13 protein-coding genes and 5 tRNA genes are annotated in these 13,757 nt (G+C 53.5%); 14 read left to right on the top strand and 4 right to left on the bottom strand.

All coding sequences use genetic code 11. The features are described 5' to 3' along the window. The first annotated feature begins 345 nt into the window (after positions 1-345). The 3 genes from PV433_RS30650 to PV433_RS30640 all read left to right on the top strand — a co-directional run bounded on the left by PV433_RS30650 (position 346) and on the right by PV433_RS30640 (position 3,524). Positions 346-627, top strand: a complete 282-nt coding sequence (locus PV433_RS30650) for a CopG family ribbon-helix-helix protein (RefSeq protein ID WP_317891266.1) — start codon at positions 346-348, stop codon at positions 625-627. 3 nt (positions 628-630) lie between these two features. Next, the gene (locus PV433_RS30645) at positions 631-981 is read left to right on the top strand and encodes a type II toxin-antitoxin system PemK/MazF family toxin (protein ID WP_190930442.1); all 351 of its coding nucleotides are present in this window, start codon (positions 631-633) and stop codon (positions 979-981) included. Positions 982-1,280: 299 nt separating this feature from the next. Continuing rightward, positions 1,281-3,524, top strand: coding sequence for a Tex family protein (locus PV433_RS30640; RefSeq protein ID WP_442951590.1), 2,244 nt, complete (start codon positions 1,281-1,283; stop codon positions 3,522-3,524). Between the two features lie 129 nt (positions 3,525-3,653). On the opposite strand, the gene cmpA is transcribed toward PV433_RS30640, so the two are convergent. Together cmpA and PV433_RS30630 are read right to left on the bottom strand one after the other, a co-directional pair. Then, the gene (gene cmpA, locus PV433_RS30635; RefSeq protein WP_190930443.1) at positions 3,654-3,797 is read right to left on the bottom strand and encodes a cortex morphogenetic protein CmpA; all 144 of its coding nucleotides are present in this window, start codon (positions 3,795-3,797) and stop codon (positions 3,654-3,656) included. A 103-nt stretch (positions 3,798-3,900) separates the two neighbouring features. Then, positions 3,901-4,254, bottom strand: coding sequence for a hydrolase/acyltransferase (locus PV433_RS30630; protein WP_332075768.1), 354 nt, complete (start codon positions 4,252-4,254; stop codon positions 3,901-3,903). 143 nt (positions 4,255-4,397) lie between these two features. Here PV433_RS30630 and PV433_RS30625 point away from each other — a divergent pair, with 143 nt between their 5' ends. The 3 genes from PV433_RS30625 (at position 4,398) to PV433_RS30615 (ending at position 5,063) form a co-directional block, all read left to right on the top strand. After that, a complete protein-coding gene (locus tag PV433_RS30625) occupies positions 4,398-4,871 on the top strand; it encodes a SprT family protein (protein WP_332075767.1) in 474 nt (157 codons plus the stop codon). Positions 4,872-4,889: 18 nt separating this feature from the next. Beyond that, positions 4,890-4,962, top strand: a tRNA-Asn gene (locus tag PV433_RS30620). Positions 4,963-4,977: 15 nt separating this feature from the next. Beyond that, positions 4,978-5,063 (top strand) — tRNA-Ser (locus PV433_RS30615). Between the two features lie 257 nt (positions 5,064-5,320). On the opposite strand, the gene corA is transcribed toward PV433_RS30615, so the two are convergent. Continuing rightward, complete coding sequence (gene corA / locus PV433_RS30610) at positions 5,321-6,253, bottom strand: magnesium/cobalt transporter CorA (protein WP_332075766.1); 933 nt, start codon at positions 6,251-6,253, stop codon at positions 5,321-5,323. A 286-nt stretch (positions 6,254-6,539) separates the two neighbouring features. On the opposite strand from corA, the gene PV433_RS30605 reads away from it, so the two are divergent. The 8 genes from PV433_RS30605 (at position 6,540) to PV433_RS30570 (ending at position 12,698) form a co-directional block, all read left to right on the top strand. After that, positions 6,540-6,611, top strand: a tRNA-Glu gene (locus PV433_RS30605). Between the two features lie 325 nt (positions 6,612-6,936). Further along, positions 6,937-7,009, top strand: a tRNA-Lys gene (locus tag PV433_RS30600). 32 nt (positions 7,010-7,041) lie between these two features. Next, positions 7,042-7,123: transfer RNA gene (locus PV433_RS30595), tRNA-Leu, on the top strand. A gap of 262 nt (positions 7,124-7,385) precedes the next feature. Beyond that, positions 7,386-7,805 carry a YbjN domain-containing protein gene (locus tag PV433_RS30590; protein ID WP_332075765.1) on the top strand — a complete coding sequence of 140 codons (420 nt, stop codon included), beginning with the start codon at positions 7,386-7,388 and terminating at the stop codon, positions 7,803-7,805. Positions 7,806-8,182: 377 nt separating this feature from the next. Further along, complete coding sequence (locus PV433_RS30585; protein ID WP_332075805.1) at positions 8,183-9,247, top strand: lactonase family protein; 1,065 nt, start codon at positions 8,183-8,185, stop codon at positions 9,245-9,247. 367 nt (positions 9,248-9,614) lie between these two features. Next, a complete protein-coding gene (locus tag PV433_RS30580) occupies positions 9,615-10,991 on the top strand; it encodes a sensor histidine kinase (protein ID WP_332075764.1) in 1,377 nt (458 codons plus the stop codon). Positions 10,992-11,185: 194 nt separating this feature from the next. Beyond that, entirely contained in the window at positions 11,186-11,851 is a 666-nt protein-coding gene (locus tag PV433_RS30575; RefSeq protein WP_332075763.1) for a response regulator transcription factor, read from the top strand. Positions 11,852-12,266: 415 nt separating this feature from the next. Then, the gene (locus PV433_RS30570; protein WP_332075762.1) at positions 12,267-12,698 is read left to right on the top strand and encodes a thiol-disulfide oxidoreductase DCC family protein; all 432 of its coding nucleotides are present in this window, start codon (positions 12,267-12,269) and stop codon (positions 12,696-12,698) included. Between the two features lie 18 nt (positions 12,699-12,716). Here the strand turns inward: PV433_RS30570 and PV433_RS30565 are convergent, their stop codons facing one another. Next, the gene (locus PV433_RS30565) at positions 12,717-13,595 is read right to left on the bottom strand and encodes a hypothetical protein (RefSeq protein ID WP_332075761.1); all 879 of its coding nucleotides are present in this window, start codon (positions 13,593-13,595) and stop codon (positions 12,717-12,719) included. Positions 13,596-13,757: the final 162 nt, after the last annotated feature.

Genomic DNA, 13,757 nt, shown 5'->3' with positions numbered 1-13,757 from the left:
AACAGTTTCGACACGGTTTATCAACATTTACCAACAACATTTATGCAACCAAACAAAGGATTTTGTCGTCACGGATCGAATAGGTATAGACGGCAATTTTGGGGACTGTTCCCGGTACGTTAACAAATTTTCCTCTTCTCCCAAGTGAGAGGACAGCGCCTGGGAAGGGGTGTTCCGTGATGCGTATGACCAGGCTTGCAACGGGGTTGCGGCTCTCGGACAAAGATTTGCAACGGGTATACATACGTGATATATCCAGCGCATATACTTGGTCTTGTATAAAATTACTTCATGCACGACATAATGGTAGTATTGGTTTGGGAATGTTTTGGGGGTGCGAGATCGGTGGCCAATGTGCATAACACGAAAAGGATCATGATCAGTCTGCCGGATTACTTGCTGCAGGAAGTCGACGGCATCGTGGAGAAGGAAAACTCCAATCGCAGCGAATTCATTCGTCAAGCCATGAAGCTGTATCTCATGGAACGTAAGAAGCGCCATTTGCGCGAGTCGATGCAGCGCGGGTATATGGAAATGGCGAAGATCAATCTGCATATGGCGGCAGAGGCTTTTCAAGCGGAGGAAGAAGCGGACGGTACCCTTGAGCGCTTAGTTAGCGGGGTGTAGAGCTTGATAGTGAAACGTGGCGATGTATTTTTTGCGGACTTGTCTCCTGTAGTGGGATCCGAACAAGGTGGAGTTCGGCCTGTGCTCATCATTCAGAATGACATCGGAAACCGGTTCAGCCCAACCGTAATCGTTGCGGCAATCACTGCGCAAATTCAGAAAGCGAAGCTGCCGACCCATGTGGAAATCGATGCGGAAACGCACGGGTTCGACCGCGACTCGGTTATTTTGCTCGAGCAGATCCGGACGATCGATAAGCAGAGGCTTACCGACAAGATTACGCATTTGGACGACGAGTCGATGCGTAAGGTGGACGAAGCTTTGCAGATTAGCGTAGGGTTGATTGATTTTTAATCGGCTACAACAACGAACGGACGGGGGGAAGCCCTCGTTTTTTTGTTTTTAACAATACTTTCTCGACTCCTTGTGGATAACCTGTGCATAAGCTGGGGACAACCGATTGGTTTGATCCGACATACTTGCTGGCTATCTGCAGGATCATATTGTCACCTGAAAAAGCATCCTCATCATCATAGGCACACTTGTTCCTCAATCGGAGAAAAAAGTCCATTTAGGCAGGAATCGGCATGCCTCTAAGCGAAAATATTACAGTAGAAGATGTGCAATGAAACCATAGCAGAAAGAGGTAGGGCATGACCAAAGAGCTGGAAACCAACCGCACGGCCCTTCAAGACCCGGATACGGCCAAGCCGGAAATGACCGAAGAACATAAAGCGCTTCAACAGGAACGGATCTTGAAGCAGATCGCCAAGGAGCTGCAGCTCCCGTTTACGAAAGTGCGCACCTCGGTCGGCTTGCTGGACGAAGGCAATACAATCCCGTTTATCGCACGCTACCGCAAGGAGATGACGGGCGAGCTGGATGAGACGCAGCTCCGGGACATCGAGGAGCGGCTGCAATATTTGCGCAATCTCGAGGATCGCAAGCTGGAAGTCATCCGTCTGATCGACGAGCAGGGCAAGCTGACCGGCGAGCTGAAAGCATCGATCGAGCAAGCGGTGAAGCTGCAGGAAGTGGAAGACCTGTACCGGCCGTACCGGCAAAAGCGGAAGACGAGAGCCAGCGTAGCCAAAGAGCGCGGCCTGGAGCCGCTGTCGGCCTGGATTCTGACGCAGCCGCGTCAAGGGTCTCTGGGGCAGGAGGCGTCGAAGTATATCGATGCGGACAAGCAGGTCCATACAGCCGAAGACGCGATCCAAGGGGCCATGGACATCATTGCCGAAAATATCGCGGACGACGCCAAAATACGGGCTTGGGTGCGCAAGCATACGCAGGACCAGGGCATCATTGTAACGGAAGCCAAAGATAAGGACCAGGAGTCGGTGTACGAGATGTATTACGCGTACCAGGAGCCGGTTCGCCGTCTGCCGCCGCATCGGACGCTCGCGATTAACCGCGGGGAGCGGGAAGAGGTGCTGAAGGTAAAGCTGGAAGTGCCGGTGGAACGTATCCACGATTATATCGGCAAACAGACCATTAGAGGGGACTCCATCGTCAAGCAAACGCTGCAGTTGGTGATCGAGGACGCTTACAAGCGGCTGATCGCCCCGTCCATTGAGCGAGAGGTGCGCGGGGAGCTGACGGAGAAGGCGGAGGAGCATGCGATCCAGATTTTCGCGGAAAATTTGCGTAATCTGCTTCTTCAGGCGCCGGTCAAAGGAAAGGTCGTCCTGGGCGTGGACCCGGCTTTCCGGACGGGCTGCAAGCTTGCGGTTGTGGACGAGACGGGAAAAACGTTGTACATCGATGTCGTCTATCCGACCCCGCCGAACAACAAAGTAGCGGAAGCGGAAGCGAAGGTGAAGGCAGCGATCGAGAAGTACGGCGTGCAGCTGGTCGTGATCGGCAACGGGACGGCTTCCCGGGAGACGGAGCAGTTTATCGCGGATTTGATCGGGAAGGTGAAGGGACGCGGGCTGCAATATTTGATCGTCAACGAGGCCGGTGCGAGCGTCTACTCGGCGTCCAAGCTGGCGCAGGAAGAGTTTCCGAATCTGGACGTGGCGGAGCGGAGCGCGATCTCGATCGCCCGGCGTTTGCAGGACCCGCTGGCGGAGCTGGTGAAGATCGAACCAAAGGCGATCGGGGTCGGCCAGTACCAGCACGACGTCGCGCAGAAGCATCTGGAGGAAAGCCTGAAGGCGGTCGTCGAGTCTGCGGTGAATCATGTCGGCGTTGACCTGAACACGGCTTCGCCGTCGCTGCTCTCCTATGTATCGGGCGTTAACGGCACGATCGCCAAAAACATCGTCAAATACCGCGAGGAAAACGGCAAGTTCAACAATCGCAAGCAGCTGCAAAAAGTACCGCGGCTGGGCGCCAAAACATTCGAGCAGTGTATCGGGTTTATGCGGATCAGCGAAGGTGAGAATCCGCTCGACAATACGCCGATTCATCCGGAATCGTACGAGGTCGTCGACCGGTTGTTCCGCGAACTGCGGCTGGAGCTGGATCAGCTCGGCACCAAGGAGCTGAAGGAGAAGCTGCAGCACGCTGATGTAGACACGCTGGCGACCAAGCTGGACGTCGGGGTGCCGACGCTGCGAGACATCCTGGACAGCTTGCAGAAGCCCGGACGCGATCCGCGCGAAGAACTGCCGCCGCCGATTTTCCGCACCGATGTGCTGCAGCTCGAAGATCTGACGCCGGGGATGCAGTTGCAGGGTACGGTTCGCAACGTGATTGACTTTGGTGCATTTGTCGACATCGGGATCAAAAATGACGGACTCGTTCACATTTCCCAGATGAGCGATACGTTCGTCAAACATCCGATGGATGTCGTGTCGGTTGGCGATACGGTGACGGTGTGGGTGCTGAATGTGGATTTGAAGAAGGGCCGGGTCGGGCTGACGATGAAAAGCCAGAACGGCAAATAGGCGGGATGCCGTGAGCTAGGCAGATCAAACGGAGGTTGTTCGCAACGAGTCGAGAAGACAGGTTCTCCCTCCAGCCTTCCAGTCTGAACATAACGAAGAAACGCCCTGGGGACGCTGTCTCCGGGGCGTTTACGGTCTGGATATATGAATGGACTCCTTCGAGTCGGTTGTTCGTGTGCGGTAAAAAAACCAGCAGTCGTTCAGCAGTCGAACTTGCCGAATATCCTTCTTGCGAAACGCTTTCTCCAGTTGATGGCAAAGCCACTGCGGCATAGTTCCATCCCCTTTCCCATAGTTTTCACACTCGTGATGTGCTACTACCTATAGGATATGGGGAAAAGGCGGATGCGGTGCAGGTCCTATTGCGGCAAATGTGTCAGGCGTCTTCTTCCTCTTCGTACCATTGCTCCAGTTGGGCTTGCAGCGCCCGAATCTCGGTGAGCAGGGAGATGAGCGGATAAGATTTCTCGTCAAGCTGGGCAAAGGAACGCTCCAGCGCGTTCATGTACTCAAGTCCGTGCAGGACCGTGCATGCGTTGTCTACGATATCCAGCGAATCGCATTCAGCCACGACATGAGGCAGCGTGGGGACGCCATCGGCTGTCAGCTTGTCCAGCTCTTTATGCAGGCGGCGGTTTAAAGCGGTTAATTGGTACACGTGATCGGCAGGCATTTCGACGAATTCCAAAGTTTCGCCGAGCTTCAGCACGGCATATCTCATTTTCGGCATCGCGGTTTCGTTCTCCTCTCGGGGCTTTGCATGGTTGCGGAAGGCGTTCGTTCCGACTTGTTCTACTTGACAGTGTAGCCTATGATGGAGTACAAATTCAAGTAAAGTTTACTCACCATGGAAACCGAAGGAGGAGGGGGCGAATGGACGACCGGCAGTTGCAGCAATGGGTGGAGCGGATCTCTCTGCATTACTTCAAACGCCCCTTTCTGCACCGGGCGACATTTAATACGCGTCTGCGGACGACCGGCGGACGGTATTTTATGAAGTCCCATCATATCGATATTAGCTGGCATCAATACGAGGCGTTTGGACCGGAAGAAGTCGAGAAAATTATTAAGCATGAGCTGTGTCATTATCATTTGCATTTGCAGCGTAAAGGGTACAGGCACCGGGACGAAGATTTCAAAAAGCTGCTGGCGGAAGTCGGGGGCACGCGTTACTGCCAGTCGCTCGGGATGAAACGAAAGCCGCAGCCGTTTCGGTATAAGCTCGAATGCGTATCGTGCGGCACTTCCTATATGCGCAAAAGACGGATGGACCCGAGTAAATACGCATGCGGCAAATGCAAAGGCAAATTGAAACTGCTCCAGCTTGACTTGGCCGCCGATTCATGATAATTTAACAATATACGTTCCCTGATAGCTCAGTTGGTAGAGCACTCGGCTGTTAACCGAGTTGTCACAGGTTCGAGTCCTGTTCGGGGAGCTTTTTACTTCTCATGGAGAGATACCCAAGAGGCCGAAGGGGGCGCTTTGCTAAAGCGTTAGGGTGTAACAGCCGCGAGGGTTCGAATCCCTCTTTCTCCGTAACACAAAAAGTCGCCTTAGGGCGGCTTTTTTGTTGTTACGTGAGAAAGCGAGGGATGAGAACCCGGGCAGAGGGGGCGTCGGAGCAGCGCTTCGAAAGGAATACTACAAAATACTACGCAGTCTCGGAGGCTTGGAAAGCCGTAGAGTATCCCTCTTTCTGCGTAACACAAAAAGTCGCCGTTAGGCGGCTTTTTTGTGTTGCGTGAGAAGGTTTGAGGGATGAGAACCCGGGCAGAGGGGGCGTCGTAGCCCCGTCACATCCACTTCTTTTTTTTATAATAAATCCACATACCGACGGAAACGGCCGCCATGACGACCCACACGGCCAAATACCCATAGTTCCAGTCCAGCTCGGGCATCCGGTCGAAGTTCATGCCGTAAATCCCAACGATGAATGTTAACGGCATAAAAAACGTGCTGGCGATCGTGAGCGTCTTCATAATTTCGTTCATCCGGTCGGATTTCATGTTCATCTGCAGCTCCAGCAAGCCGTTTAGCGATTCCCGGTAAATGTCCAGCGAGTCGACGACGCGCGACAAATGGTCGTAAATATCGACGAAATAAACGTCGGATTCCTGCCGGATGTAGGGGAAGTTTTGGTGACCGATCGCTCCGAGCAAAGTCCGCTCCTCCACAAAGATGCGACGAAGCATGTGAAGCGTCCGTTTCATCCGGAAAATGTCTTGGGCGACGCGAACATACGGATTGTGATAAATGGATTGCTCGAGCCGGTCAATCCGATCGTCCAACTGGTAAACGTGCTCCATATATTCGTCCACGCACCGGTCCAAAATATGATACAAGATCCGTCCCGTATACTCCATCTTTCCCTCTACCTGCTGAAACTCCGTGTAAAGATCGTCAAGGAACGGGATATCGTGTTTGTACACCGTGACGATGAAGTTAGTGCCAATGACAATGGCGAGCTCGGAGGAGCTCAAATGTTTGTTTATGCTGTAAAAGGAAATGAAGATATGATCTTTGTAACGGTCCATCTTAGGACGCTGATTCATCTTAATGCAATCCTCGACGAGCAGCGGGTGGCAGTGGAATACGTCTTGAAGAAGGTGCTGCAGTTGTTCCGGCTCGGGGGCGCGGAGACGGATCCAGGCTACTTCGTCCGGGGCGGGCAGCCTCACCGGTTCTTCAAGCACACTTTGGTTCGATTTATGATACACGAGCATCATCCGGATCACCTCCAATATGGAAAGAGCATAGCACATTCGGATTGTTTCATAAAATTGAAGTTGGTGCTTAAACGTTCAACTGCTGCAGCAATGGTGTCCTTTAATACCCGGAGATGGAAGTCGTAGAACAAGGGCGAGTTGAAGCGCGGTTCAGCCCGCCAAGGAGCAGGTTTGAGGTCATGCCATTACTCCAAAAAACGCTTTGAAAAAATGCTTGTCAATGTCCCCTAATTCCGATATAATAACACTTGTCGCTTTGAAGGGCGGCATTAGAATCAAGCAACATGGCCCGTTGGTCAAGGGGTTAAGACACCTCCCTTTCACGGAGGTAACAGGGGTTCGAATCCCCTACGGGTCATCATCTATGCAATAACTTCGCTTGGGATGAGAACCTATTAGGTTCGTCGGAGCTTGGCTTCGTAAGGAACCGCTTCGCAGTCTCGGAGCGTCAGCGGAGAGTATCCCCTACGGGTCATCATCTATGCAATAACTTCGCTTGGGATGAGAACCTATTAGGTTCGTCGGAGCTTGGCTTCGTAAGGAATTGCTTCGCAGTCTCGGAGCGTCAGCGGAGAGTATCCCCTACGGGTCACCATTTCTTCTCTTCATATTTCATGGGGACGAGCATCTAAGGCTTGTCACAGCAGAGCCCCTCAACAGCAACAAGGTCGGGGCATATCCATGAGCCATTAGCTCAGTTGGTAGAGCACCTGACTTTTAATCAGGGTGTCGTAGGTTCGAGTCCTACATGGCTCACATTTCCTTCAACTAACATCTATCTCCGATTTGCGGTCGTGGTGGAACGGCAGACACGCTATCTTGAGGGGGTAGTGCCCATCGGGTGTGAGGGTTCAAATCCCTCCGACCGCATATAACGAAAAGCCTTGTCTATCAAGGCTTTTTTCCTTTTTATTCCTTCCTTCAGGGTTATAGAAATGTCCAAATCGATCTGAAGCCGGGAAAGCGGCTGTCCGTTAAGGTCAGAGAAGCACGGGTGTGTCGAAGTTTGTGGAATGAGCCAAGTGCTATGTTAGATGTTGACGTTAATTGTTCCCATATAGTACTCTTATCCTATGAAAATAGTAATATATACTCAGTATTTAATAACATTTTCACAACGAGGTGGGAGTACATGTCGAATGTAACAATATTTAGAGATGCTTTAAACCAGAAAAATGTATACATGGAAGAATTGAAGGATGACCAAGGGGGCACATTTTTTAGAGCCGATCAGAGGCTGGAGAATGGCGGTTCAGTTCTTCTTGTAGTTTCCTTTAACGAGAGAGAAGATATTGTCGATCTAAATGTCTACAACATCGCCAAAATTACGAATCCTTTAAAGAAAGAGTCCATACATAATCTGATTAATGATTTAAATATTGACTATCGCTTTACCAAGTTTATGGAACAAAATGGGGTTGTGTCGGCTCAATACTCGCTTACTGCTGAACAAAACAAATTAGATGCAGGCAGAGTGTTAGAAATGCTAATCATGTTATTACGATCGGCTGAAGATAACTATCCGAAATTCATGAAGCTGCAGTGGGCTTAGTCAGAAAAAGAACGACGTAGCTTTACTGCCGTGATAGCATTGTGGGAGTAAACTCCAGTTCATGCTCGGAAATCCCGGGAAATGCGGAAAAGGCATAAGCCCGAAAGCTTACAAAAAGAGACTTTCAAGCATATGGAGTTATCCTGAGAGGCCAGTACCCATCGGGTGCGAGGGTTCAAATCCCTCCGGCCGCATATACCAAGAGTCCTTGACTTGTTCAAGGGCTCTTTCCTTTTATGCGCGATGCGCCAGAAGGCCCCCGCAACATGCAGTTTGCTTTCCTTCCACCCGGAAGTGTACATTAATAGAGATACTGTATAACTGGAAAACGGATGGCCAAGAGGAGGAAACAAGACGTGGCGGACAATCAGGGGAAAATGCTCGTATTTATCGGTTCGTATGCGGAGGCGGCGAACAGCGGGGTGTATGTGTATCAGCTGGATACCGAATCGGGGGCGCTCTCGCGGCTCGATCAGGTTTCCGGATTGCAAAATCCGACCTTCCTAAGCCTCGATGCCAAAGCGCGGAAGCTGTATGCGATTGCGGAAAAGCTGGAGGACGGCCAGCGTAAAGGCGCCGCTGTAGCTTTGGAGATCGACCCGGCAGCCGGCAAGCTGACGGAGCTGAACCGTTCGGGCACGGTGAATACGTCGACTTGTCATATTCAGCGGAGCGCGGATAACCGCTTCTTCATTGTGGCGAGTTACGGCGGCGGTCAGGTGGGCATGGTCGCACTTCAGGAAGACGGAACGATCGGGCCGCTGCTCGATGCGAAGCAGCATGCGGGAAGCAGCGTTCATCCGGAGCGCCAGGAACGGCCGCACCCGCATTCGGCTTTTTTCAGCCCGGATCAGCGGTTCGTGTTCGTGCCGGATCTGGGGATGGACCGGATCGTAGGTTACCGGATCGATGCCGGGGCGGGCAAGCTGGAGCCGCATAGCGAGACGGCTGTACAGCCTGGGGCGGGTCCGCGGCATCTCGTCTTTCATCCGAACGGCAAATACATGTATGTCATTAACGAGCTGGATTCCACCGTCACCTCGTTCCTTTACGAGGCTTCGGCGGGGACGATGGAGAAGCTGGAGATTGTGTCCACGCTGCCTGCCGGGTTCGAGGGTGAGAATGCGTGCGCCGAGATTCAGATTTCGCCGGACGGGAAATACGTGTACGGGTCCAACCGGGGGCACGATTCGATCGTCGTATATGCGGTCGATCCGGATTCGGGCGCATTGACGCCTGTGGACTATACGTCCACCAGAGGAGGACATCCCCGTCACTTTTCGCTGTCGCCGGACGGTGCGTTTCTGATCGCCGCTAACCGCGATACGGATAATCTGGTCGTCTTTCGCGTCGACCGGAGCACCGGCAAGCTGGAATTTACTGGACATACGGCGCAAGCGTCCAAGCCGGTTTGTGTGAGAATGGCCGTATTCGCCGACTAAACTCACTTTCTCCTTCAAAGGATGATTTTTGGGAGCACGGCGCTTACGGGGTCCAGGAGCGGCAGGAAAGAGGGCGGGATCGGCCGCGCGGATATACAGTCGCAGGTAGGGGGGCAAGCTCGGGGGCGCGCAGACGCGGCATGTGCCTTGGATAGCGCCTTGCCGGGCCCCAATGATGCGTACTCTATGATGGAAAGCAGTCTTCTCTTCGTTCCGGGAGGCTGCTTTTTTTCTTCTTTGCGCCGGAAAGGGTTGGATTCGCGTGCGTCCCCCGCCCCTCTTGAAATCCGTTTGAGTCAAAGGGTATGATCGTGCTAGAGAGGTACCCGCAATCCGGCATACAGCGAATAGGAGAGGGTGAGGAAGCATGCTTGTTTATTTTACGGCGCTGCTGGCGGCTGCATGCGTGTTATACAAGCTGCATCCGCAGCGGGAGGCCAACCGGTGGGCCGCTTTTTTTCTGCTGTTTGCGAGTATCGGCGGACTGGCGGGCTTTCTCCGCGATGACCTTTTGCCCAAGCTTACGGAACGTACAGGAACAAGCATGTGGCTCGACTTCGCTGCTTCTGCGGCGAAAGGACTGGAGACGCTCAACCATACGTTAACGCCATACGGTGTGCTGGTGTTTGCTCTCGTGTATGCGGAACGCTTCTCACGCCGGATTCGGTCCAAACTGAAGCTACTACTGCTGCTTCCCGTTGCCGCTACTACGGTGATTTACTGGGCGATTCCGGACCAAAGCGCTTTTTTCCTGACGCTGCTCTTCTGGGCCGTGCCGTATTACACCTGGTCCTGCTGGCTGCTAATCTCGGCGTACCGGCGGGAGCCGTCTGCCTGGAAAAGGCGCGAGAAGCTTGCGGTTGCGGTGCTGGTGGTGCCGACTTTGGCGGCTATTGCGGTATTGATTAATGTGGCGAACGTTTGGGAGCCGGGGTTCCGCTTTTTCCATTACGTCGCTTTTTTCATAGCCTATTCGCTGTTGGCGGGCGTGGCGTTTGCTTTTGGCTCCGGCGTGCTGGGGGTTAAGGTGCGTCTGGAGAAAGATCCGCTGGAAAGCGCGGTGACGGCCGTCAGTACGGGAACGGCGATGCTGAATCATACGATCAAAAACGAAATCGCCAAAATCTCGATGTCCGCGGAAAATATCAAGTTTGCGCTTGGACGGCAGGATGCGGAAACGGCGGAACAGCTCGACCTGATCGTACGATCGGCGGATCATATGAAACAGATGGTAGCCCGCATACACGGGCAGATGCAGGAGATCGTGCTGGAGGAGCGGCCGAATCGGCTGAGCGTCCTGGTTGAGCAAAACTTGCGATCGCGGTCTGCCGAATTGGAGCGAAGCGGGATCAGGGTAGAAACGGACTTCGAATGTGATCCGATCCTTCTGTGTGATCCGGTTCATGTGGGCGAAGTGATCTCCAATCTGGTCACAAATGCCATGGAAGCGATGCCGGGCAGAGGAGCTTTGCACGTCAGGATCGCTGCCTCCAAACGATATGTGGAGCTGTCGCTGCGCGACAACGGGCCGGGCATTCCGCACGATCGGTTGATACGCGTGCTGGAGCCTTTTTATACGACAAAGAAAAATACCGGCGGCGGAAGAAACTTTGGGCTTGGGCTGACATACTGCTACCAGGTGATGCAGAAGAGCGGCGGCTCGATTGAAGTGACGAGCAAGGAAGGTGCGGGAACGGTCGTGACGCTACGGTTTCCGGCGAGCAAGCGGGTGCAGGGTTCGTAGATGGACCGAGAGGCTAGACCGTTATGAAAGGCGATTGCAAAAAAATCGGAGCTGTTGACGAATTTTGGAGCGGCTTGAGGGATCGGCGGAACAAGGGCTGAGGCATGACTTAAGATTTTGACCCAGTAAGCTCGAACGATAGCGGGCACCGGACCCTGGGATGCGGCAAAATTCGTATGGAAGGAGGCAACGATATGCAGCCGATCAAAATACTCATTACAGAGGACGACCCGGACTGGATCAAAGCGATGACCGCTTTTCTTAACAAGGAAGAGGATATGTTGGTCGTCGGAGCCGCTACAAGCCGTGAGGAAGCGGTGCGGCTGGCGGGAACGCTTGAGTTCGATGTCGCGCTGATGGATATTTGTCTGACGCCGGGGCAGGTGGACGGGATTTATGCCGCGATGGAGCTGCTGGAAGTGCGGCCCGCGAAGGTGATTATGCTGACCTCGCTCGAGGAAGAGTCGGTCATTACGAAAGCTTTCACCGCCGGAGCGGTTCAGTATGTTGTGAAAACCGACTACCGCAGTCTGCCACAAACGATCCGCGGCGTCATCCGAAGCTCGAATCCGATGGAAGTGCTGCTGAAGGAGTTTGCCCGGCTGAAACGGGAGGAGCAGTTGAAGGAGCTGACCGGTGCGGAGCGGGAGCTGTTCGGGCTGCTGGAGGCCGGATACACCCAAAGGGAGATCGGCGGCAAACTGTATAAAGCCGAAAGTACGCTGAAAAACCAGGTTAACAAAATGCTAAAAAAGCTGCGGGTGAAAAGCAGCAAGGAAGCGGTGGCGAAGGTGCGGCGCGGGGGGCTTGTTCCGGAGGCGGAGAAGCCGGAAAACGGCGGTCGCGAACGTGACGGGTGACGGCGCCAGCGATATGCGTAGGCAGACGAACGCAGCCGGACGAACAACCGGACAAACACAACCGGACAAACACAACCGGGAAGCTATCTCGTACTTCGCGCAGCTTAACATGTCCGATGTTTCGCTGTGTGACGACGGTGGAATCGTGGTCCCAGGCCGGTCGGTTCAGAAGAAACGCGGAGTTTGTACCATTCAACCGGCGTGGGCCCCGTCCGTTCCTGAAGTATTTTAGGAACTAAAGAAACACTCTCCTGCTGCGGATCGGAGCCGGGGATGAGTGGCCGTTTCAGACCGAGGTACTACAGAATCTAGTACCTTTTTGGCATACCGTTATAGCAAAGTTGGAACTGCAGCGCAAAGGCCGGAACGAGGTACAATACGAGTACAGGGGCGGCCGGAAAGGCGGGGAACGGTCATGGCGGGGCAAGTTCGCGAAGGAAACTACGATGTCATTTTGTATGACGGTTATTGCGCGATGTGCAGCTGGATCGTCCGTTTTGTGGTTAAGCGGGATCGGCGCGCCCGTTACCGGTTTGCGGCTCTGGACTCGGCTGCGGGCAAAGCTTTGCTGGAACAAGCGGGGCAAGCGGGCAGCCCCGGCGAGGCGGCACCGGATACGTTCAGGCTGATACGGGACGGACGAGTGTATATCAAGTCCAAAGCTGCTCTGGAGGTCGTTCGGAAGCTGGGCGGTTTGTGGCCGGTCTTGCTCGTGTTCGCAGCTGTTCCGGCCCGGTTCAGGGACTTCGTATACGATACGGTAGCGCGCAACCGGTACCGCTGGTTCGGGCGAAATGAGAGCTGCTTGCTGCCACCGCCGGAAGTACGGGACCGCTTCCTCCAATAGCCTAGCGGAGGAAGCAGCTCAAGAATCAAACAAATAGTCCGCCCGCTCGTCGCAGCCATGGGGTGATCCGGAGCCGCAAGCTGCCAGCCAATATCCTAAAACCGGAAGCCGGGACGGTTCGATGGGGCTGATGCCGTTCTCCCGGAGCATAAACGACTTCGTATCTTTGATTCCGTAGTTTACAGAAGCGCCGTCGGCCTTCAGGCTGTAATACGGAAAGTCCGTGCCCGGTTTAAGCAATCGCAGATCCGCCTCGTCCAGTTTTTGCAGGAAACGGCTTACCGGGATGGAACGGTCGAATTGTATCCATCCTCCTTCCAAACGATTCCGCTTCACTATTAATTTGGATTTCCCCGGTTCAAGCTCGGCCCAATAATAGATGAAGCCATCCGAACGTTTTTCGGTCCATTCGTATCGAAGCCGTTGTATATCGCCGTCCGACTCATATCTAGCCTCAAAACGTTCCAGCCGGGTATCGCCGCTTATGTCCAGCTTGGCAGTCACGGTCCGCCAGTGATTTCCGAAATCAAGCGCAAACAGATTACCGGCCGGAGCGGTAACGGTGATGTCGCGTTCATATATCATCTTCTCCCAGGAGGGAGCTGCCGCGTTAAGCAAAAACAGACAAAGGCCGAACAAAGCTGCGCGGCGCTTTACTTTAGGGTTCGTGCGGGGGCGGGCCAAAAAAAGCAGAAATAAGAGAAAGCCTAAAGGAAGACGAATCCCGTTAAATATGAAAGTAGAAGCTCCAAGCGCGGAATAACCGAACAGCTTCAGGAAAAGGTAAGGCTCATGTTCCTGTCTGCTGCGGGCGATCCAGCCAAGGATAAGGAGCGACGCAGTGATTGTAACCGCGAAAAAAAACCATTGTAAGCCGGGATGTTCGAACATAACCATCAGGATCCTCCCTTGCCGGTCGAACGGTATTTTCCTCATTATAGTGGAATCGCGGAAGCGGGTGCCAGAAATATCACAATTAGGCGGTTGGAGTTCGTAAAACTTTTACATCCAATTGACGGCGGGTTAATGATCGGGCGGCATACTGGAAAGGAAGTATGA

This window comes from Paenibacillus sp. GYB004 (assembly GCF_036577605.1).
Lineage (GTDB): Bacteria > Bacillota > Bacilli > Paenibacillales > NBRC-103111 > Paenibacillus_AB > Paenibacillus_AB oceani.
Note: the sequence above shows the minus strand (reverse complement) of the source record. Positions and strands in the feature narration are given on the sequence as shown.

What these genes read in the sequence shown, in the direction of transcription:
- PV433_RS30640 (WP_442951590.1), top strand. Translation starts at nt 1,281, where the DNA reads ATGACCAAAGAGCTGGAAACCAACCGCACGGCCCTTCAAGACCCGGAT.
- cmpA (WP_190930443.1), bottom strand. Translation starts at nt 3,797, where the DNA reads ATGCCGCAGTGGCTTTGCCATCAACTGGAGAAAGCGTTTCGCAAGAAG.
- PV433_RS30630 (WP_332075768.1), bottom strand. Translation starts at nt 4,254, where the DNA reads ATGCCGAAAATGAGATATGCCGTGCTGAAGCTCGGCGAAACTTTGGAA.
- PV433_RS30625 (WP_332075767.1), top strand. Translation starts at nt 4,398, where the DNA reads ATGGACGACCGGCAGTTGCAGCAATGGGTGGAGCGGATCTCTCTGCAT.
- corA (WP_332075766.1), bottom strand. Translation starts at nt 6,253, where the DNA reads ATGATGCTCGTGTATCATAAATCGAACCAAAGTGTGCTTGAAGAACCG.
- PV433_RS30590 (WP_332075765.1), top strand. Translation starts at nt 7,386, where the DNA reads ATGTCGAATGTAACAATATTTAGAGATGCTTTAAACCAGAAAAATGTA.
- PV433_RS30585 (WP_332075805.1), top strand. Translation starts at nt 8,183, where the DNA reads ATGCTCGTATTTATCGGTTCGTATGCGGAGGCGGCGAACAGCGGGGTG.
- PV433_RS30580 (WP_332075764.1), top strand. Translation starts at nt 9,615, where the DNA reads ATGCTTGTTTATTTTACGGCGCTGCTGGCGGCTGCATGCGTGTTATAC.
- PV433_RS30575 (WP_332075763.1), top strand. Translation starts at nt 11,186, where the DNA reads ATGCAGCCGATCAAAATACTCATTACAGAGGACGACCCGGACTGGATC.
- PV433_RS30570 (WP_332075762.1), top strand. Translation starts at nt 12,267, where the DNA reads ATGGCGGGGCAAGTTCGCGAAGGAAACTACGATGTCATTTTGTATGAC.
- PV433_RS30565 (WP_332075761.1), bottom strand. Translation starts at nt 13,595, where the DNA reads ATGGTTATGTTCGAACATCCCGGCTTACAATGGTTTTTTTTCGCGGTT.